This window comes from Stenotrophomonas lacuserhaii (assembly GCF_014836545.1).
Taxonomy (GTDB): Bacteria; Pseudomonadota; Gammaproteobacteria; order Xanthomonadales; family Xanthomonadaceae; genus Stenotrophomonas; species Stenotrophomonas lacuserhaii.
The window spans coordinates 79,684-100,794 of the sequence record NZ_JACSQS010000014.1 but is presented as its reverse complement, the minus strand read 5'-3'; the positions used below and the strand labels follow the sequence as shown (position 1 = coordinate 100,794).

The 21,111-nt window shown below is 66.9% G+C and carries 14 protein-coding genes; 8 read left to right on the top strand and 6 right to left on the bottom strand.

Annotation, left to right across the window (positions count from 1 at the left end; all coding sequences use genetic code 11):
• Positions 1 to 437 precede the first annotated feature (437 nt).
• Together H9654_RS13270 and H9654_RS13265 are read left to right on the top strand one after the other, a co-directional pair.
• On the top strand, positions 438 to 812 hold the full coding sequence (locus H9654_RS13270) for a type II toxin-antitoxin system Phd/YefM family antitoxin (RefSeq protein ID WP_191771221.1): 375 nt from the start codon (positions 438 to 440) through the stop codon (positions 810 to 812).
• The gene (locus H9654_RS13265) at positions 812 to 1,450 is read left to right on the top strand and encodes an ATPase (protein WP_191771220.1); all 639 of its coding nucleotides are present in this window, start codon (positions 812 to 814) and stop codon (positions 1,448 to 1,450) included. The genes H9654_RS13270 and H9654_RS13265 overlap by 1 nt, the downstream gene beginning before the upstream one ends.
• A 206-nt stretch (positions 1,451 to 1,656) precedes the next feature.
• On the opposite strand, the gene H9654_RS13260 is transcribed toward H9654_RS13265, so the two are convergent.
• Complete coding sequence (locus H9654_RS13260; protein WP_191771219.1) at positions 1,657 to 3,210, bottom strand: BCCT family transporter; 1,554 nt, start codon at positions 3,208 to 3,210, stop codon at positions 1,657 to 1,659.
• 171 nt (positions 3,211 to 3,381) lie between these two features.
• Between H9654_RS13260 and betI the strand changes: the two genes are divergently transcribed.
• From betI to H9654_RS13235, 5 genes are all read left to right on the top strand, one after another.
• The gene (gene betI / locus H9654_RS13255) at positions 3,382 to 3,972 is read left to right on the top strand and encodes a transcriptional regulator BetI (protein WP_191771218.1); all 591 of its coding nucleotides are present in this window, start codon (positions 3,382 to 3,384) and stop codon (positions 3,970 to 3,972) included.
• Positions 3,973 to 4,024: 52 nt separating this feature from the next.
• Complete coding sequence (betB, locus tag H9654_RS13250) at positions 4,025 to 5,497, top strand: betaine-aldehyde dehydrogenase (RefSeq protein WP_191771217.1); 1,473 nt, start codon at positions 4,025 to 4,027, stop codon at positions 5,495 to 5,497.
• A 123-nt stretch (positions 5,498 to 5,620) separates the two neighbouring features.
• Positions 5,621 to 7,300, top strand: a complete 1,680-nt coding sequence (gene betA, locus H9654_RS13245; RefSeq protein WP_191771216.1) for a choline dehydrogenase — start codon at positions 5,621 to 5,623, stop codon at positions 7,298 to 7,300.
• A gap of 309 nt (positions 7,301 to 7,609) precedes the next feature.
• The gene (locus H9654_RS13240) at positions 7,610 to 9,286 is read left to right on the top strand and encodes a long-chain fatty acid--CoA ligase (protein WP_191771215.1); all 1,677 of its coding nucleotides are present in this window, start codon (positions 7,610 to 7,612) and stop codon (positions 9,284 to 9,286) included.
• A 227-nt stretch (positions 9,287 to 9,513) separates the two neighbouring features.
• Positions 9,514 to 10,383, top strand: a complete 870-nt coding sequence (locus H9654_RS13235; protein WP_101099677.1) for a crotonase/enoyl-CoA hydratase family protein — start codon at positions 9,514 to 9,516, stop codon at positions 10,381 to 10,383.
• Between the two features lie 82 nt (positions 10,384 to 10,465).
• Here H9654_RS13235 and H9654_RS13230 read toward each other — a convergent pair whose 3' ends face one another.
• From H9654_RS13230 to H9654_RS13210, 5 genes are all read right to left on the bottom strand, one after another.
• Positions 10,466 to 12,640, bottom strand: a complete 2,175-nt coding sequence (locus tag H9654_RS13230) for an ATP-binding protein (protein ID WP_191771214.1) — start codon at positions 12,638 to 12,640, stop codon at positions 10,466 to 10,468.
• A gap of 2 nt (positions 12,641 to 12,642) precedes the next feature.
• Positions 12,643 to 13,782 (bottom strand): cyclic di-GMP phosphodiesterase response regulator RpfG, encoded by a 1,140-nt coding sequence (locus H9654_RS13225; protein WP_191771227.1) that lies wholly within the window; start codon positions 13,780 to 13,782, stop codon positions 12,643 to 12,645.
• Positions 13,783 to 13,977: 195 nt separating this feature from the next.
• Positions 13,978 to 15,495 (bottom strand): lysine--tRNA ligase, encoded by a 1,518-nt coding sequence (lysS, locus tag H9654_RS13220; protein ID WP_191771213.1) that lies wholly within the window; start codon positions 15,493 to 15,495, stop codon positions 13,978 to 13,980.
• 124 nt (positions 15,496 to 15,619) lie between these two features.
• A protein-coding gene (prfB, locus tag H9654_RS13215; protein ID WP_101099674.1) for a peptide chain release factor 2 occupies positions 15,620 to 16,745 on the bottom strand; the annotation gives its coding sequence in 2 pieces (ribosomal slippage) (positions 15,620 to 16,669 and positions 16,671 to 16,745; 1,125 coding nt in all).
• Positions 16,746 to 16,915: 170 nt separating this feature from the next.
• Positions 16,916 to 19,858 (bottom strand): VIT domain-containing protein, encoded by a 2,943-nt coding sequence (locus H9654_RS13210; RefSeq protein WP_225212052.1) that lies wholly within the window; start codon positions 19,856 to 19,858, stop codon positions 16,916 to 16,918.
• Positions 19,859 to 19,990: 132 nt separating this feature from the next.
• Between H9654_RS13210 and H9654_RS13205 the strand changes: the two genes are divergently transcribed.
• Positions 19,991 to 21,052 carry a DUF1176 domain-containing protein gene (locus H9654_RS13205; RefSeq protein ID WP_191771212.1) on the top strand — a complete coding sequence of 354 codons (1,062 nt, stop codon included), beginning with the start codon at positions 19,991 to 19,993 and terminating at the stop codon, positions 21,050 to 21,052.
• Positions 21,053 to 21,111: the final 59 nt, after the last annotated feature.

Here is a 21,111-nt window from a genome sequence, read left to right as displayed (position 1 = left end):
GTCCGGGGGACGGCAACAGCCGCTCCTGCGGGCCTCGTTTCACGCCATCCATGGCGCTCAACGCCCCCGCACCCTCCACCCACCCGTCGCCCTGACGGTTTCCGGTGGCCGCGTATGAAAAAATAGAAGAGGCAGGTGCTTCCAGCACCTGCCTTTTTTTGCTTTGCTTTGCCCTTCCCTCCCCCTCCGCTGGCGCGGCGATGCCGGCCGGGAGGGCGGTTGAAGCCCTTGCGCAGGACGCTTGGAGCCCCGGATGGGCGGAAAGCAGGCCCCATGGATGGGTTTACGACGTGTCCTGCGCAAGGGCTTCAACCGCCCTCCCTCCCAGCAACGAGGCGCCACCCGGAAAAATGATTAATTCCCATTTTATACAATTCATATAAAAAGGACCAAACAGGAGTATTCTCGACCTCGAGGCACATCCTGTGGAGTCCGCCATGCTGCACGCCCCGATCACCTTCGAACCCATCACCGAACTCACCCGCACCACCGCGTCCTCGGTGAAGGAACACTGGCGCAAGGTCATGCAGGAAGTGCGCGAACAGCGCATGGTCGTGGTCACCAACCACAACGAACCGCAGGCGGTGATCATCTCCGCCGATCAGTACCGCGCGCTGCAGGCCAAGGTCGAAGCGCTGGAACAATCGCTGGGTGAACTGCGCAACCAGAGCCCCGCCCTGACCGAACTGCGCAAAGGCTTCGACGAACGCCTGGCCGTGCTTCAGCAGGCCCAGGCCGGCCCGCGCGCACGCGACCTGCTGCGTCGCCCTGCCCACCTCGGCGGCAAGGTCAAGGCCGGCTCCGGCTTCTGATGGCACGCCCGTTCCTATACGTGCTAGCCGGGGTCAACGGCGCCGGCAAGAGCTCCATCGGCGGTCACCTGCTGCGTGAGGCGGGACTGGACTGGTTCAATCCGGACACCTACGCCCGTGCGCTGGTGCGGCAGTTGGGCGTCGGCCAGGCCGAGGCCAACGGACAGGCCTGGCAGGAAGGCGTCACCCGCCTGCAGGCCGCCCTGGCCGAGGGCAGCAACCATGCCTTCGAAACCACCCTGGGCGGCACTTCGATCACCGCGATGCTCCACGAAGCCACCCGCACGCACGATGTGCTGATGTGGTTCTGCGGGTTGTCCAGCCCGGAGCAGCACATCGCGCGGGTGAAGGCGCGGGTGCAGGCCGGCGGCCACACGATCAACGAAGCCGACATCCGGCGCCGCTGGCCATTGGCGCAGCAGAATCTGATCGGCCTGATGCCGGTGCTGGCCGCGCTGCAGGTGTATGACAACAGCGCGGAGGCCGCACCCGGCGAAGCGGTGCCGGATCCACAGCGGGTGCTGCAGATGGAAGGCGGCCAGCTGGAATGGCCCTCCGACGAAGACCTGGCGCAACTGCGGCAGACGCCGGACTGGGCCGTGCCGCTGGTGGAAGCGGCGTTGCGCTCAGCTTCCTGAAAAGGGGTCAGAGTCCTGACTCTGACCCCGGACTCTGAGACCTGGCGCAACTGCGGCAGACGCCGGACTGGGCCGTGCCGCTGGTGGAAGCGGCACTGCGATCAGCTTCCTGAAAAGGGGTCAGAGTCCTGACTCTGACCCCGGACCCCAGGAGCCGCCGAGCATGGCTCGGCGCTACCAACGCAGGACCCTGCCGGTTGTCAGCTTCAGTGCCGGTGGGGCGCATCCGGGTCGGTGCGCAGGGCGCGCAGCAGGCCCACCATGTAGAACGCCAGGGTGAACGAGAACGGCAGGCCGCACAGCACCACCGCGGTCTGCATGGCCCCGAAATTGCCGGCCAGCAGCAGGCCGATGCTCACCACGGTGATCACCACGGCCCAGAACACCCGCAACCAGATCGGGGCGTCGTGGCCATCTTCCAAGCCACCGTCCACGCGCCGGGTGCACAGGTTCGCGATCATCAGCGTGCCTGAGTCCACCGGCGTCAGAAACAGCACGAAGCCGATCACCACCGCCGCACCGGCCACGTAGGGCGCCCACGGCAGGTACTCCAGCAGCTTGAATAGGGTCATCGCCGCATCCGCCTTGGCCACCTCACCCAGCACCGCCTGGCCGTGGTTCAACACCAGGTCGATGGCGGTGTTGCCGAAGATCGACAGCCACGCCAAGGTGAATCCCAAGGGGATCAGCAGGACGCCCAGGATCACTTCGCGGATGGTGCGCCCGCGCGAGATGCGCGCCACGAACAGGCCGACGAACGGCGCCCAGGCAATCCACCACGCCCAGTAGAACAGCGTCCAGCTGCCCAGCCAGTCGCGGCCGTCCGGCTGGTTGAGGTAGATGTCGAAACTCTTGCGCACGAACGAGGCCAGGTAATCGCCGGTGTTCTGCACCAGCCCGTCCAGCAGGTGCAGCGTCGGCCCGGTCACCAGCACGAACAGCAGCAGCAGGCACAGCAGGCGCACGTTGAGGTTGGACAGCCAGGCGATGCCTTTCTCCACGCCGGCCACCACGCCGATGGTGGCCACCACCATCATCACCAGCACGATCATCACCAGCGTCTGCGGCGTGTCGGGCACGTTGAACAGGTAGCTCAACCCGGACTGCACCACCAGCGCCCCGATGCCCAGGTTGGTCACCATCGACACCAGCGTGGCCAGGATGCCGAAGCCGTCCACCATGTCGCCGATCCGGCCATGGATGCGTTCACCGAAGATCGGGTACAGCGCCGAACGCAGTGCCAGCGGAAGGTTCCGACGGTAGGCGAAGTAGCCCAAAGCGACACCCACCAGCGCGTACAACGCCCAACCGTGCAGGCCCCAATGCAGGAAGGTCAGCACCATCGCCTCGCGACTGGCCGCGACCGTGCCGCCCTGCTGTCCCGGCGGGGTCAGGAAGTGGTCCAGCGGCTCATAGGCGCCGTAATACAACAACGCGATGCCGATGCCGGCCGAGAACAGCATCGACACCCAGGGCACGTAGGCGAAGGCAGGCGATTCTTCGTTGTGGCCCAGCCGGATGCTGCCGTAGCGGGAGAACGCCAGCCACAGCACGAAGCCCAGGCAGGCCACGATGAGCAGCATGTACCACCAGCCGAACGCAGCGGACACCTGCGCCTGCGCGACCTGCAGCCAGTGCTCGCTGGCCTGCGGGTTGAGCACGGTGAGCAGGCCCAGCACGCCGATGGACAGGGCCGAGCTGAAGAACACGAAACCGTTCAGTCGCAGCGGCGACGGCGCGGAGGAAGCCTTGGAAGACATGGTGTTGTCTCATCGATCCTGGGGGCGCAGGGTCCGGCCGGATCGAAGGGACCGGGACCAGGGCGTGGGGACGCGAGCGCATCCTACGCCTTTATTGATTGAACGTTCAATCAATAAAAAGTATAGTGGTCGCCATCACGGGACCCCCCGGTCGCAGTGCATGGAGAGACAATGCCGAAGAAAGGCATCGAGCCGGTCCGCCGCGAACAGCTGATCCGCGCCACCTTCCAGACCATCGACGAGATCGGCCTGGCCGACGCGACGGTGGCCACCATCGCGCGCAAGGCCGGACTGTCCACCGGCATCGTGGCGCACTACTTCGGCGACAAGGACGGCCTGCTCAACGCGGCCATGCGGCAGATCCTGCGTGAGTTGAAGAACGCCGTGGCGCGCTTCCGCGACACCTGCGCCGACGATCCCCGCGCGCAGCTGCGTGCCATCGTCGATGGCAACTTCGACGACAGCCAGACCAACGGCACCGCCATGCGCGTGTGGCTGACCTTCTGGGCAGCGAGCATGCACCAGCCGGAACTGGCCCGCCTGCAGCGCGCCAACGACCAGCGCCTGTATTCGAACCTGTGCCACCAGTTCAAACGCGTTCTGCCTGGCGAACAGGCCTCCCTGGCCGCCCGCGGGCTGGCCGCCATGGTCGATGGCCTGTGGCTGCGCGGCAGCCTGGTCGGCGGTGACTTCAACGCCGACAACGCACGCCGCATCGCCTACGCGTACATCGACTTCCAGTTACAGGCAAACGCGCTATAAGCGCTTGAACGCCTGCTCCCCTCCTCTCCCCCTTCCCCTTCCAGGAGTTCCCATGTCCACCCTGCCCCTGCAGCAGCTCTACATCCACGGCAAGCTGGTCGACGCCACCAGCGGCAAGACCTTCCAGAGCATCAACCCGGCCACCGGCGAGGTGATCGCCGAGGTGCAGATCGCCAACCAGGCCGATGTCGAGCGCGCCGTGGCCAGCGCCGCGGAAGGCCAGAAGGTGTGGGCGGCGATGACCGCGATGGAGCGTTCGCGCATCCTGCGCCGCGCCGTGGACATCCTGCGCGAACGCAACGACGCGCTGGCGCAGCTGGAAACCCTGGACACCGGCAAGGCGCTCAGCGAAACCACCACGGTGGACATCGTCACCGGTGCCGACGTGCTGGAGTACTACGCCGGCCTGGCCACCGCCATCGAAGGCAACCAGGTGCCGCTGCGCGAATCGAGCTTCTTCTACACCCGCCGTGAGCCGCTGGGCGTGGTCGCCGGTATCGGCGCATGGAACTATCCGGTGCAGATCGCGCTGTGGAAGTCCGCCCCGGCGCTGGCAGCTGGCAATGCGATGGTGTTCAAGCCGTCCGAAGTGACCCCGCTGACTGTCATCGAACTGGCGAAGATCTACACCGAAGCCGGCGTGCCGGACGGTGTGTTCAACGTGGTGCAGGGACCGGGCCGTGAAGTGGGCCAGTGGCTGACCGAACATCCGCTGATCGAGAAAATCTCCTTCACCGGCGGCGTGGAAACCGGCAAGAAGGTGATGGCATCGGCTGCCTCGTCCTCGCTGAAGGAAGTCACCATGGAACTGGGCGGCAAGTCGCCGCTGGTGATCTGTGACGATGCCGCGCTGGAACGCGCCGCCGACATCGCGGTGATGGCCAATTTCTTCAGCTCCGGCCAGGTGTGCACCAACGGCACCCGCGTGTTCGTGCCGCGCGCCATGCTGGCGGCCTTCGAAGCGGCCGTCGTGGAGCGCGTCAAGCGCATCCGCATCGGCGATCCGCAGGATGCACAGACCAACTTCGGCCCGATGACCAGCTTTGCGCACATGGACAACGTGCTGCGCCTGATCGAGACCGGCAAGCGCGAAGGTGCGCGGCTGCTGACAGGGGGCGGGCGTGCCACCGAAGGTGCGCTGGCCAAGGGCGCCTACGTCCTGCCGACCGTGTTCTCCGACTGCCGCGATGACATGACCATCGTGCGCGAAGAGATCTTCGGGCCGGTGATGAGCATCCTTGCCTACGACGATGAGGAAGAAGTCATCGCCCGCGCCAACGATACCCACTTCGGGCTCGCCGCCGGCGTGGTCAGCAATGACATCGCCCGTGCGCACCGCATCATCCATCGCCTGGAAGCCGGCATCTGCTGGATCAACACCTGGGGCGAATCGCCGGCGGAAATGCCGGTGGGCGGTTACAAGCAGTCCGGCGTGGGTCGCGAGAACGGCATCTCCACCCTCGCCCACTACACCCGCATCAAGTCGGTACAGGTGGAACTGGGCGAGTACACCAGCATTTTCTGATCCGAACGCACCGGCCTTGCGGCCGTCGTTCCGGCCGGGCGTGTCCCTCCCCCCACGCCCGGCCACCCTATACACCGCCAGCTGGCGCGACCGCGCGCCGCCCGGCCTGCAGGAGCAAAGACCATGAGCACCCCCAACGAGTACGACTACATCATCATCGGCGCCGGTTCGGCCGGCAACGTGCTGGCCACCCGCCTCACCGAAGATGCCGACGTCAGCGTGCTGCTGCTGGAGGCCGGCGGACCGGATTACCGCCTGGACTTCCGCACCCAGATGCCGGCCGCGCTGGCTTTCCCGCTGCAGGGCAAGCGCTACAACTGGGCCTACAAGACCGATCCCGAGCCGCATATGAACGACCGGCGGATGGACTGCGGACGCGGCAAGGGCCTCGGCGGCTCCTCGCTGATCAACGGCATGTGCTACATCCGCGGCAACGCGATGGACTATGACAACTGGGCCAGCATGCCGGGCCTGGAAGACTGGACCTACGCCGACTGCCTGCCCTACTTCCGCAAGGCCGAAACCCGCGACATCGGCGGCAACGACTACCACGGCAGCGATGGCCCGCTGCAGGTCACCACGCCGAAGGCCGGCAACAACGAACTGTTCGCGGCGATGATCGAAGCCGGCGTGCAGGCCGGCTACCCGCGCACCGATGACCTCAACGGCTACCAGCAGGAAGGCTTCGGTCCGATGGACCGCACCGTGACCCCGCGCGGCCGTCGTTCGAGCACCGCGCGCGGCTACCTGGACCAGGCGCGCGCGCGACCGAACCTGACCATCGTCACCCACGCGCTGACCGACCGCATCCTGTTCTCCGGCAAGCGTGCGGTGGGCGTGGCGTGGCTGCGCAACGACGAACCGCAGAAGGCGCGTGCGCGTCGCGAAGTCCTGCTGTGCGGCGGCGCCATCGCTTCCCCGCAGGTGCTGCAGCGCTCCGGCGTGGGCCCGGCCGACCTGCTGCGCGGGCTCGGCATCGAGGTGGTGCATGACCTGCCCGGCGTCGGCGCCAACCTGCAGGACCATCTGGAAATGTACCTGCAGTACGAGTGCAAGAAACCGGTTTCGCTGGCCCCCGCACTGAAACTGTACAACCAGCCGGCGATCGGTGCGGAATGGCTGTTCAACGGCACCGGCACCGGCGCCAGCAACCAGTTCGAAGGCGGCGGTTTCATCCGCAGCAACGAAGAATTCGCCTGGCCCAACCTGCAGTACCACTTCCTGCCGGTGGCGATCAATTACAACGGCTCCAACCCGATCAAGGAACACAGCTTCCAGATGCACGTGGGGTCGATGCGCTCGCCCAGCCGGGGCCGCATCCACGTGCGTTCGACCGATCCGCGCGTGCATCCGAGCATCCTGTTCAACTACATGTCCCATGAACAGGACTGGCGCGAGTTCCGCGATGGCATCCGCATCACCCGCGAGATCTTCGGCCAGCCGGCGTTGGCGCCGTACACCGGCCGCGAGATCTCGCCGGGGAGCCAGCTGCGCACCGATGCGGAGATTGACGCATTCGTCCGCGAACATGCCGAAACCGCCTACCATCCGTCGTGCTCGAACAAGATGGGCAGTGCCGCCGACCCGATGGCGGTGGTCGACGGCCACGGCCGCGTGCACGGGATGGAAGGCCTGCGCATCATCGACGCTTCGATCATGCCGCAGGTGGTGACCGGCAACCTCAACGCCCCGACCATCATGATGGCCGAGAAGCTGGCCGACGTGCTGCGCGGCCGCGCCCCGCTGCCGCGCAGCACCGCTCCGTACTTCCAGGCCAACGGCGCCCCGGCCCGCAAAAAGTAAGGTAGTGGCGACCCGGCCTGGTGGGTGACGACCTGGCCTGGTGGGTGACGACCCGGCCTGGTGGGTGACGACCCGGCCTGGTGGGTGAAGACTTGGCTTGGTGGGTGACGACCGTTGGTCGTCACGCTCTGAAGAAGGGCCGCTGCGCTCGCCGAGCATCGCTCGGCGCTACCGATCATCAGTCCAGAGGCCCGCCATCGGCGGGCCTCTTCGCGTTTTCCATCCGGGACGGTATGCTGCCACGGCTGGATCTGACCGATACTGGCTACAGAACCAACCCAAACATCACAGTTTCCTGGAGGGGGAAAGATGAGCCTGGAACGTCCCTGGTTGCAGAGTTACCCGCAAGGCGTGCCCGCCGAGATCGACATCAACGAGTTCCACTCGGTCTCCTCCGTCTTCGACGCCTCGGTGGCCAAGTACCGGGATCGTCCCGCCTACTCCAGCTTCGGCAAGGTGCTCACCTATGGCGAGACCGACGCACTGGTCGAGCAGTTCGCCGCCTACCTGCTCGGCGAACTGCAGCTGAAGAAGGGCGACCGCGTCGCCCTGATGATGCCCAACTGCCTGCAGTACCCGGTCGCCACCTTCGGCGTGCTGCGCGCCGGCCTCACCGTGGTCAACGTCAACCCGCTGTACACCGCGCGCGAGCTGAAGCACCAGCTGGTCGACGCCGGGGTCACCGCCCTGGTGGTGGTGGACAACTTCGGTGACACCGTGCAGGCCGTCATCGCCGACACGCAGGTCAAGCACGTCATCACCGCCGGGCTCGGCGACCTGCTCGGCGCCAAGGGCGTGATCGTCAACTTCGTGCTGAAGTACATCAAGAAGATGGTCCCCAACTACACCCTGAAGGGCGCGGTGCGCTTCACCCAGGCGTTGAAGCTGGGCCGCCGCCACGACCTGCCGAAGGTGGAGATCGACCACGACGACATCGCCTTCCTGCAGTACACCGGTGGCACCACCGGCGTGGCCAAGGGTGCGATGCTGACCAACCGCAACCTGGTCGCCAACATGCAGCAGGCGTCGGCATGGATCGGCGCGTCGGGCGTGGAGCCGGGCAAGGAGTGGATCATCACGGCCCTGCCGCTGTACCACATCTTCGCGCTGACAGCGAACGGCCTGGTCTTCATGAAGTTCGGCGGCTGCAACCACCTGATCACCAATCCGCGCGACATGAAAGGCTTCGTCAAGGAGCTCAAGGGCGTGCGCTTCACCGCCATCACCGGCGTCAACACGCTGTTCAATGGCCTGCTCAACACGCCCGGTTTCGATGAAGTGGATTTCTCCACGTTGAAGGTCACCCTGGGCGGTGGCATGGCGGTACAGCGATCGGTCGCCGAGCGCTGGAAGAAGACCACCGGCGTCACCCTGGTAGAGGCTTACGGCCTGACCGAAACCTCGCCGGCGGCCTGCATCAACCCGCTGACCCTGGCTGAGTACAACGGGTCGATCGGCCTGCCGATTCCGTCCACCGATGCCTGCATCAAGGACGACAACGGCAACCTGCTGGGCCTGGATGAAGTGGGCGAGCTGTGCATCAAGGGCCCGCAGGTCATGAAGGGCTACTGGCAGCGTCCGGAAGACACCGCCGCGGCGATCGATGCCGACGGCTGGCTGCACACCGGCGACATGGCGAAGATGGACGCGCAGGGTTTCTGCTACATCGTCGATCGCAAGAAGGACATGATCCTGGTGTCCGGCTTCAACGTCTATCCCAACGAGGTCGAGGACGTGATCGCGATGATGCCCGGCGTGCTGGAAGTGGCGGCGGTCGGCGTACCGGACGAGAAGTCCGGCGAGATCGTCAAGGTGGTGATCGTCAAGAAGGACCCGAACCTCACCGCCGAGCAGGTGAAGGAACACGCGCGGGCCAACCTGACCGGTTACAAGCATCCCAGGATCGTCGAGTTCCGCAAGGAGCTGCCGAAGACCAACGTCGGCAAGATCCTGCGCCGCGAGCTGCGTGACGCACCGCCAGCCTGATGCAGGCAGCGCCGAGCCATGCTCGGCGAGCGCAGCGGCAAAGGCCTGACGGCCAGCGGCCGTCACTACCGAGACGCGGATGAGCGAAAAGTGAAAAGCCCGGGGTGGAAACGCCCCGGGCTTTTGCATTTGGGGCGACTGGGCCGGTGTAGCATCCCCGCGAGTGGACCCGTTCGGCCCGCCGACCACCGATTTCCCCGCGGGCCCGCCATGCCGAGGAACCTGCCATGAGCACCATCGAAAAGCTGCCTGCAAACCGCCCATACACCACCATCCGCACCGAAGACAGCGCCGACGGCGCCGCCCATTGGCTGTTCATGCACGCCGATGCATCCACCGGCATCCGCCCTTGCTGCCGCAAGGACATGCTCGATGAAATGTGGAGCTACATGAGCGCCGTGACCCGGGGGCCTGCCAGCCGCCATGACGGCCGCCTGCGCCATTTCGTGCTGGCCTCCGACGCCACCGCCTACAACCTGGGCGGCGACCTGGACCTGTTCACCCGGCTGATCCGCGAAGGCAATCGCGACCGCCTGCTGGCCTATGCACAGCGCTGCGTGGAAGGCGTGCATCACCTGCATACCGGGTTTGGCGGTGACGTGCGTTCGATCGCGCTGATCCAGGGCGATGCGCTGGGCGGCGGGCTGGAGATGGCCCTGGCCTGCCACACCATCGTCGCCGAAGAAGGCGCAGGCATGGGCCTGCCTGAAGTGCTGTTCGGCCTGTTCCCGGGCATGGGCGCCTACTCGTTCCTGTGCCGCCGCGTGGCGCCGCAGCTGGCCGAGAAAATCATCCTGGATGGCCGCGTCTACAGTGCCGAGGAAATGCATGCGATGGGCGTGGTCGACGTACTGGTCCGCAAGGGTGAAGGCCCCAAGGCCGTGCAGGACCTGATCCGCCAGCACCAGCGCATTCCGCAGTCCTACCTGGCGATGAATGCCGCGCGCAACCTGGCCCAGGCCGTCAGCTATGACGAGCTGCTGGAGATCACCAAGGTCTGGGTGGATTCGGCATTGGCACTGGGCGATCGCTCGCTGCGCACGATGGATCGGCTGATCAAGGCACAGACCCGTCGTGCCGGTCTTGACGCGGCCTGAGCTGTGCCCTCCCCCACCAAGTGAACCGACACGTGCCGGCGGCCCGCCGGCACGTTTTCCGCAACGTCGACCGGGCTTCGGGTCAGCGCGGGTCCGCCTCGTCCACGCCGGGCTGGTTACGGTGCGCGGCACGCGCAGCCAGCGCCAGCCGACCTTCCTTGAGCGCGCCAGCCAGCACCGACAGGCGCTGGCGCCATTCGGCCTTGAGCTGCCAGTCCGCCATCCGCATCAGCTCACCGGCGCGGTTGGACACCCGCACCAGTCCAAGATTACTGGCCACGCCCTTGATCGCGTGGGCCTGCTCGCGGAACTGCACCCAGTCCATCGCCTCGCCTTCCGCATGGGCCTTGCGCATGCAGCTTTCCGCATCGCCCAGGCACTGGCGGACGAACTCTCTTTCAAAGCCGTCGCCCATGCCGAGTGAAGCCAATTCATCCAGCACGCCCGAATCCAGCACGCCGTCGGTGCCGCCGGCCAGCGTGCGCACGACGGGCGCAGAAGGTTTGAGGTCGCCGTTGGAGGCGATCTCCGCCAGCGTATCCAGCAGCCGCACCGCCACCACCGGCTTGGCCAGGAACGTATGCGCACCGGCCTGCTGGCAGCGCTGGATGGCATCCGGGGTGACGTCGGCACTGAGCACCAGCACCGGCGTGCGCGGCGCGCCGCCGGCCTGCATCACCCGCAGCTCCTTCAGCATGTCCAGCCCGCTCATGCCCGGCATGTGCAGGTCGACGATGGCCGCATCGAAATCACTCTCGGCCATGGCATCCAGCACCGCTTCGCCCCCGTTGACGCACAGCACGCGGTGCCCGGCTTTCTGCAGGAGGCGCTGCAGCACCATGCGGTTGGCCTCGTGGTCGTCGGCCACCAGGATGCTCATGCTGCGCACCCGCGCGCGGTGGCGCAGGAACGGATCGGCGAAGGCGATGACATTGCCGTTGCTGCTGTCCAGCGGGTTGCCGACCAGCGCCGGGGTGATGCCCACGCGCTCCGGCAGCGGCGGGGCGAACGGCACTTCGAACCAGAAGCGGCTGCCCTGCGGCAGGTTCTCCTGGTAGCCGATCTCGCCGCCCATCGCTTCCACCAGTCCCTTGGCGATGGTGGTCCCCAGGCCGGTGCCTTCGTGACGCCGCGCCATGCTGACATCGGCCTGCTCGAACGCTTCGAACAGCCGCGGACGCATCGGCACGGCCACGCCGATGCCGGTATCGATGATTTCAAAGCGCAGGCGGACGCCACCATCGGCAGCGGCGCTGACCACGTCGATGCGGATCTCCACCCTGCCGTGGTCGGTGAACTTCACCGCATTGCCGGCCAGGTTCAGCAGCACCTGGCGCAGGTGGCCGGTATCGCCACGCAGCCGCGGCGGCACGCCTTCATCCACCCGGACGCGGTAGTCCAGCCGCTTGGCCTTGGCCTGCGGCAGCAGGATCAGGCCGATGGCCTGGACCACGTCACCGAGGGCGAAATCTTCGGCGGCCACGCGCAGCTTGCCCGCTTCGATGGCCGAAATATCAAGGACTTCCTCCACCAGCGCCAGCAGGCTGCGCGAAGAGGCCTGGATGGTGTTGAGGCACTCGCGCTGCTCTTCATCCAGCTCGGTGGTGGCCAGCACTTCGGTCATGCCCGCCAGCCCGTTCAAGGGCGTGCGGAATTCGTGGCTCATGTTGGCCAGGAAGCGGCTCTTGGCCTCGCTGGCGCGGCGTGCTTCGGCCATCGCTTCGGTGAGCTGGCGCAGCAGCGTGGAAAAGTACAGCGGCACCGCAGCCAGGCCCAGCCACAGCCCGAACGCCAGCCGCGCATTGTCGACCCAATAGTCGGTGTACAGCGCGGTGCAGCCGAAGCTGATCATCGCCATCGCCACGGCGAGGTAGAGGTAGTTGTTGCCGAAGCGCATGCCGTTGCCCACCGTGACCCACATCACCACGATGTAGACCCACGACAGCGGCTCGCCCATCTGGATCATGCCCGCGGCAATCAGGCCGTAGTCGGCCAGCATGCCCAGGATGCGCCGCGGGTCGGAGCGCTGCGGACGCCACAGCAGCCAGCCGAAGGCCAGCAGGGACAGCCCCAGCCCACCCAGCACGATCGCCAGCACGCCCACGTACTGGTCATGCGGCAGGTCGCTGCGCACGCCCGGCATCAGCACATAGGCCAGGATCAGGCTGATCAGCACGATGCGGACGATCTGCTGCCCATGCTCGGAATCCTGGCGCTGGGCCAGACGATTGCGCAGCCGGGGCAGCAGCGCGAGCATGCTCACAACCCGGGTCGCGCCGACGCGGTGGAGTGTTCGGCGCAGATCTGCTCCAACTGCGCGCGCCCGCGCAGCAGGGCATCGACCACGCGCGGATCGAACAGCCGGCCACGCTGCGCGTACAGGTAGGCCAGGGTCGCATCGAAGGTCCATGCTTCCTTGTACGGACGCGGCGAAATCAGCGCATCGAACACGTCGGCCACCGCCACGATGCGGGCTTCCAGAGGAATCGCATCGCCGACCAGGCCATCCGGATACCCGCTGCCGTCATAGCGCTCGTGGTGACGCAGCGCGATCAGCGCGCCGATCTGGATGAAGCGGTTCTGGCTGCCGCTCAACAGTTCGTGGCCGATGCGAGGGTGGCGACGCATGATCACCAGCTCCTCGTCGGTCAGCTTGCCCGGCTTCAGCAGGACTGCATCGGGAATGGCGATCTTGCCCATGTCATGCAGCGGCGCCGCCATCTCGATCAGCTTGACCTCCTCTTCGGGAAGCCCCAGCTGTTCGGCGATCAGCCCGGCCACGCGGGACATGCGTTCCAGGTAGGCGCTGGTGCCGGCATCCCGGTATTCGATGGCACGTGCGAGCCGCGACAGGGTTTCGCGTTCACGCTCTTCCACTTCGTGCATGCTGGCAAGCAGCCGCTGCTCCAGCGACAACGCCCGCTGCTTCACGTTCTCCGATTGCTGTCGCAGCTGCAGCAGGTTGTAGCAGCGCGCGCGCAGTTCGCGGGGACGGATCGGCTTGACCAGGAAATCGATCACCCCCGCCTCCAGCGCTGCCTGCCGGATCGGCTCGTCGCCGACCACGGTGATCAGGATCACCGGGATGTCGCGGTGCTTGGGCAGGCGGCGGAAACGGCGGGCGAACTCCAGCCCATCCATCTCCGGCATGCGGTAATCCAGCAGCAGCAGGTCCACCGGCTGCGATTCGCACCAGTTGAGCGCGGCCAGCGGATCGCCGAAGTCGTGCACGCTCAGTTCCGGCGCGATGTCTTCGATGACATGGCGCAGCATCGTCCGCGCGGACGTCTGGTCGTCGACGATCACAATATTCAACGCTGCTTCCGCCTGCTCGTTCGACCACCCCGGGATCAGGGTTGGCGAGGATAACCTGCCATTCTGTAGGCCCGCACCCTGCATCTGTCCGATACCTGCCATGCGCTCCCCGGATCTTGATCGCCGTCACATTGTGATGGCGTAAAGGACGCGACCCATCGCCTCCCCCCGGCAATCGGGTCATTCCGGCCACTCAGCGGCCTCGCCGATACCATACTCCAGCGCTCGCCCGCACGGTAGCACCGGGCCGCCCGTGCAGGCGGCGCCGGCGTATCCGGATCAGGCTTCCGGGCGCATGTAGGGGAACAGCAGGACGTCACGGATCGAGCTGCTGCCGGTCAGCAGCATCACCAGGCGGTCGATGCCGATGCCCAGCCCGCCGGTCGGCGCCATGCCGTACTCCAGCGCCCGGATGTAGTCGGCGTCGTAATGCATCGCCTCGTCATCGCCCCCGTCCTTGGCGGCAACCTGTGCCTGGAAGCGCGCGGCCTGGTCTTCGGGGTCATTCAGCTCGGAGAAGCCGTTGGCCAGTTCCTTGCCATTTATGAACAGCTCGAAGCGGTCGGTGTAACCCGGCGCATCATCGCTGGCCCGGGCCAAAGGCGACACCTCCACCGGATGGTCGGTGATGAAGGTCGGCTGGATCAGGGTGTGCTCGACGGTGGCCTCGAAGATCTCCAGCAGCAGCTTGCCCCAGCCGTAGGACGGCTTGATGCGGATCTTCAGGCGCTCGCAATGCGCGACCAGCGCATCGCGGTCGGTGCAGTCGGCCAGGCTGATTTCCGGGTTGTGGTGGCGCACCGCTTCGTCCATGCGCCAGCGGCGGAAGGCCGGGGCCAGGTCGATGCGGGCACCATCCCATTCCACTTCGGTGGTGCCCAGCACCTGGCGGGCGACATCACGGATGACCCCTTCGGTCAGGTCCATCACTTCGGTGTACGTGGCGTAGGCCTCGTACAGCTCCATCATGGTGAATTCGGGGTTGTGGCGGGTGCTGACGCCTTCGTTGCGGAAGTTGCGGTTGATCTCGTAGACGCGCTCCAGCCCACCCACGACCAAGCGCTTCAGGTACAGCTCCGGCGCCACGCGCAGGTACAGGTCCAGGTCCAGCGCGTTGTGGTGGGTGGTGAACGGCTTGGCCGTGGCACCGCCGGGGATGTAATGCATCATCGGCGTTTCGACTTCCAGGAAGTCGCGGTTGTCCAGCCAGGCGCGCATGGCACGGATGATCCGGGAGCGCTTGATGAACACCTCGCGCGACTCCGGCGTCACGATCAGGTCCACATAGCGCTGGCGGTAGCGCTGCTCCACGTCAGCCAGGCCATGCCACTTGTCCGGCAGCGGACGCAGCGACTTGGTCAGCAGGCGGATGCTCTCGGCCTTCACCGACAGCTCGCCGGTACGGGTGCGGGTCAGGCCGCCTTCCACCGCGACGATGTCACCCACGTCCCAGCCCTTGAAGGCAGTGTAGGCATCGCCCAGCACGTTGCCCTGCAGGAATACCTGGATGCGGCCGGATTCGTCCTGGATCTGGGCGAAGCTGGCCTTGCCCATGACCCGCTTGGCCATCAGCCGGCCGGCCATCCTGACCCGGCGCTCGTTGGCTTCCAGCGCTTCGGCGGTCCAGCTTTCGACGTCGGCGAAGTCTGCCTGCAGGCTGCCGGCGAAGTCTTCGCGACGGAAATCGTTCGGGTAGGCGATGCCCTGGGCCCGCAGCGCGGTCAGTTTGGCGCGACGCTCGGCGATCAGGCTGTTTTCGTCGACGGGGGGCTGCGGCGCGGCGGTCTGCTCGTTCATGGGCTTGGTCGGTCGTTGTCTGTGGGGGGGTCTTCAGGGATTCGCGCCCGCCGAGGATACGACGGACCGGGGGTGGCTGCGGCTGCAGCCACCGGGCGGGTCACCATGCAGGCGACCCGCAGGCTCAGGCGTCGCTGCGTTTGGCGCCCGCTTCCAGGCCGGATTTCAGGCTGGCCTCGATGAACTCATCCAGGTCGCCGTCCAGCACCTTCTGCGTGTCGGTACGCTCGATGCCGGTGCGCAGGTCCTTGATACGGCTCTGGTCGAGCACGTAGTTGCGGATCTGGCTGCCCCAGCCGATATCGGACTTGGTCGCTTCCAGGGCATCACGCTCGGTATTGCGCTTCTGCACTTCCAGCTCGTACAGCTTGGCGGCCAGCATCTTCATCGCGGTGTCGCGGTTCTGGTGCTGGCTGCGGCCGGTCTGGCAGGCGACCACGGTATTGGTCGGGATGTGCGTGATGCGCACCGCAGATTCGGTCTTGTTGACGTGCTGGCCACCGGCACCGGAGGAGCGGTACACGTCGGTGCGCAGGTCGGCCGGGTTGATGTCGATTTCAATGTTGTCATCGACCTCCGGGGACACGAACACCGAGGTGAAGCTGGTGTGCCGGCGGTTGTCCGAATCGAACGGCGACTTGCGCACCAGGCGGTGCACGCCGATCTCGGTTTTCAGCCAGCCGTAGGCGAACTCACCTTCCACGCGGAAGGTGGCCGATTTGATGCCCGCCACATCGCCGCCGGACACTTCCATCAGTTCGGTCTTCCAGCCGCGCGCTTCGCACCAGCGCAGGTACATGCGCAGCATCATTTCGGCCCAGTCCTGGGCTTCGGTGCCACCGGCGCCGGCCTGGATGTCGACGAAGGCGTTGCAGCTGTCCATCTCGCCGGAGAACATGCGCTGGAACTCCAGCTGCTCCACGTGCTTGAGGTACTTGTCCAGGTCGGCGACCACCGCATCGGCGGTTTCCTGGTCCTGTTCGCTCTCGGCCAGTTCCAGCAGGTCGGTGGATTCCACCAGGCCATCGAGGATGCTGGCGATGCCGCCCACGGTCTTTTCAAGCAGCGAGCGTTCACGCCCCAGGTTCTGGGCGTACTCCGGCTTGTTCCAGATATCCGGGTTTTCCAGCTCCCGGGTTACTTCTTCCAGGCGTTCTTTCTTGACGTCGTAGTCAAAGATACCCCCTGAGCGAGACCACCCGATCGGTGAGATCGGTGATTCGCTGGCGGACAGGATTCAGCTCGAGCATGTCGGCGGTTTCGTGTTCGAAATATGACCGGTAATGATACCAGCACAGGCTGCTGGCCGCTGCACGGTCGCCGGTCGCGCCGGCCGGGCGAAACGGCTCTGGCCGGCCGCGTGGCCGGCCCGATGCCGGCCACCCCAGGCGACCGGCATCGCGCACCCCGCACCCGCCGCCTACTTCACCGTGAACTCCCCGACCAGCACGCTCTCGGCCTGGTCCTTCAGGCGCAGCGTGACCGTCTGGTCGCGTTGCTGGCGCGTGCCCCAGTGCGTGCTCAGGCGCAGGCTCAACGTGGTCGCGCCGGTCACCAGCTGCTCGCGGCTGCCGAAGAAGTTGGCCTCCACCCTGTAGGTGCCCGGCTTGGCATCACGCAGCGAGAACTGCTCCGGCCCGTAGCCGCCGGTGAAGTCCTGCGACATCTGGCCGCCCTGGTAGGTCAGCCGGTTGCCGTAGTACGCGCGCTCACCGTTGGGGTCGGTCACCCACAGGTCCATGTCGCTGTTGTCGCTGTCCCAGCCCAGCACAACGCGCAGGTCCAGTGGCAGGGCGCGGCGCAGGCGCGGGTCGATGGCACGGGCGTCCAGTCCTTCGCGTGCCATCAGGTTGGTGGCCTCATCCAGTGCGATCAGCGAGATGCCGTTGAAGCGGCTGTCCCACGGGCGCAGCACCACTTCGTACAGCGCCGCGAGTGCCTGCGGGTACTGGCCGCTGGCTTCCAGCGCCAGGCCGAGGTCGCGGAAGCTCTGCGGCTCTTCCTCACCCATCGCCAGGACGTCACGGAACACCGGCACCGCCAATGTGGGTGCACCGGCCTGCATCAGCCGATACCCCAGCACGCGCAGTACGTGGCGGTTTTCGATCTGCATCTCGGCCAGGTTGGACAGCACCCGCAGCGCCAGCTCACGCTGGCCCTTGGCCAGCAGCAGGTCGGCCACGTCCAGATAGAAGGCGCTGCTGTCCGCATGCTGTGCGCGCTCGGACAGGTACAGCGGATACAGCGCATCGGCCGAGGCAGCGCGCAGCCGCATGGCATAGGGCGCATCGGGGGCCCACGGTGCAAGCGCGATGGTGATGTCGCCACGGTTGGCGGCGCGGCTGGCTGTCTCGTCGATCGCACCGCGCTCGGCGCGTGGGGCCGGGCGCGCCAGCATCGCCTGCGGCGCCGGGGGCGCCGGCGGCGCAGGTGCGGTGACGCTGGCGTCCGGCCGGGCCTCGAAGGCCTCCACTGCTGCCGAAGGCGCTGCCATCGCGACCGCGGCGGGACTGGACTTTTCCTGCTTCGCCTGCGGCGGGGTGCCCTTGGGCCAGCGGGTTTCCCACCAGCGCTGACGATCAGCGAACTGCCGTGCGATGTCATCGAGGCGCTCGCTGCGCTCGCGCGCCACGTCGACGCTGGCCAGGGCGTGCCGACGGTCGTACTCGGCGCGCAGCGACGACGGCGGCCGGATGCCATGCTGCAGGTAGTCGTCGATCGATTCCAGCACCAACAGCGAAGTGTCCGCACCAACCAGCCCGAACGCCTGTGACAGCGTGCGTCGCGCTGCGGCGTGGGCCAGCGGATCGCCCGCCCAGTCGGCCAGCTGGCCGTTCGCCCAGGCATGTGCCACCAGGCCGCCAGGCAGCAGCCGCGCTTCACCAGCACCCACCCGTTGGGTGTCGATGCGCCCATCCGGCAGCCGCACGCGCAGCTGCACGCTGCCGCCCGGCTTTTCGATCCTGCCCATCACCCGCAACCAGCCCTGCACGGCCGCACCGGCATCGGCCACCAGGCCGCTGATTCCCTCGCCTTCCAGCGACAGCACCACCGCCCCCTGCTGCAGCAACCGTGCTGCCGCCGACGCCGCATCAGCGCTCGTGGACAGCACCAGCAGCTCGCCCTGGTGGGCAGCGGTCCAAGCCCGCAGGCGCGCCACGTCGGTGCGCGCGCCTGCACCGCTCAGGGCATACAGGCGCTGGCCTGCGGCGAGTGCCGGCTGGCTGCGGTTTCCGTAGTTGGAAAGCCCGTCACTGACCAGCAGGTATTCCTGCACCGCCGGCTGCGGGGTCCATGCACCCAGCGCGCTGGCGCCGTCGAGCGGCAGCGCCTGCAGGTGGGCGCGCAGTGCGGACCAGTCGCCGCCGCGGATGCCGAATCGGCGTGTTGCTTCGGGCTGGTCGCGCAACACCGTCAGTTCTACCTGGCCATCGCCGATGGCCTTGAAGTAGCGATCCAGTACGGCAAACTCGGCCTCCCGGTCGCGATGGCCCGCCGATCCGGAAGCATCCCAGAGCAGTCCGATGCGGGTGGGCATGGCACGCGCCACGGCCTGCACCGGCACCGGGATCTGCGCCATCAGGTAGCGCTGGCCCTCGTGCAGCCCGGCCACCACGTCGCGTTGGCGCACCTGCGGCAGCGACCACTGCGCCTGCCCCGGCAGCTCCGCGCCGCGGCCCTGCCATTGCAGCTGGTAGCGGCCATCGCGCAGCGCGAACGCCCATGGTAGTCCGTTCGAGGCACGCGGAGCGCCGATGCCACTGGCCTGCAGGTGCACGCTGGCCTGCTGCGCGCCCCGCGCGAACTGCAGCGGCAACGTCCAGCGCAGGCCCTGCGTGTCCACTGGCAAGGTCTGGCGGATGGTCACCGCCACGCGTCGGCTGCCGTGTGCCGGAATCGGATAGATGCGCAGGCGGAACTGGTTGCCAGCGGTCTGTTCCAGCAGCCCCGGATCAACCCGCCGCCGCTCGATGGCTTCGAACACCTGCCGGCCTTGCGCCTTGGGCACCGGCACCGCATCGCGCAGCACGCCATCGATATCCAGCGCAAAGCCCGCCACCTGCTGGCCATCGGCCAGCGGAAACTCCAACTGTCCCTCCAGCATGCGGCCGTTGGGGTTGTGGAACTCCAGTTCGATGCGGATCTCGGCCAGGCCGGCGGCCACCGTCCCGTCCAGCATGGCGCGTTGCAGCTGCACCGGCATTTCCGCGCCCTTCACCTGCAGCAACGGCGCGGTCACGGCCAAAGGGGGTGGCGCGGGTGGCGTGGGTGGCAGCGGACGCTGTGCGTCGGCGGCGGTACCGGCTGCCATGCCCAGCACCGCGATGCACAGCATGACCAGACCGCGAGACAGACCTTCCATGTGACGCTCCTGCGTGGGTGACCTCCCGTTGAACGGATGGGGGCAACCGTCGGGGTTTGCCTTGTTGCCATCTTGGCCTGCGCCCTCGCATCAGCCACCATGCCCGGGTCTCTTCCATAGTGCTCGCTGTCCATGCGCCTATCCTCGTTGCTGCTTCTGCTGCTGGCCCCGCTGTCCGCCCTGTGTGCTTCCCCGCCTGATCTGGTCGGCATCGACTTCAGCCATCACGACTGGGCCCTGGCCTGCGACAACACGCGGACCTGCCGCGCGGCGGGTTACCAGAACGAAGAAGCCGCCGACCCGCTGCCGGTATCGGTGCTGCTGACGCGCTACGGCGGGCCGCAGCAGCCGATCAGCGCCAGGCTGATGCTGGGCCAGTACGACGAAACCGTGCTGCCCGCGAAGCTGCGGATGCAGGTCGACGGACACGACCTGGGTCCACTGGATTACGCAGCCAGCGCGGGCACGGCAACGTTGAGCGCGCCACAGGTAGCTGCCCTGCTGGCGTCGGTGAGCGGTCCCGGCGCAGGCCATGTCGTCTTTACCGGCGACGATCAGCGGCAATGGACGCTGTCGGCGCGGGGCGCTTCGGCGGTACTGCTGAAAATGGACGAATTCCAGGGTCGGCTGGGGACGCCCGGCGCGGTGATGCGCAAGGGCAAGCGCGCGGAATCATCGGTGCCTGCGGCGTTGCCGATGCCGGTGGTGGCGCTGGCGAAGTTGGCCGCAGCGCGCCCGTCGGACGCCGCACTGGCCGGTTCCGATGCGTTGCGCGCCGCCCTGGTGGCCGCGACCCCGCCCGATGACTGCGCGGCCCTGCAACCCGACCAGACCGTGTCGATGGATGAGCCTGTCGTGCCGTTGAAGCTGCAGCGCCTGAGCGCGGACAAGCTGCTGGTATCAGCCCTGTGCTGGCGTGGGGCCTACAACGCAGGCAGCGGCTACTGGGTAGTCAACGCGCAGGCACCCTACGAGCCGCAGCTGGTCACCCACTTCGGCACTGATGATGACGGCCGCAGCATCAGTGGATCGCACAAGGGGCGAGGCCTGGGTGACTGCTGGTCGATGAACACCTGGGGCTGGGACGGCAAACGCTTCGTGGCGACCTCCGCCACCACCACGGGCCTGTGTCGACTGGTCGCTGCGGGCGGTGCGTGGGACCTGCCGACGCGGGTGACCACGGTCAGGGAATGAGGTTGCGCCGGGTGCCGGGCCGCGAACGCTGAGGGATTCCGCCGCGCATGGCTCGGCGC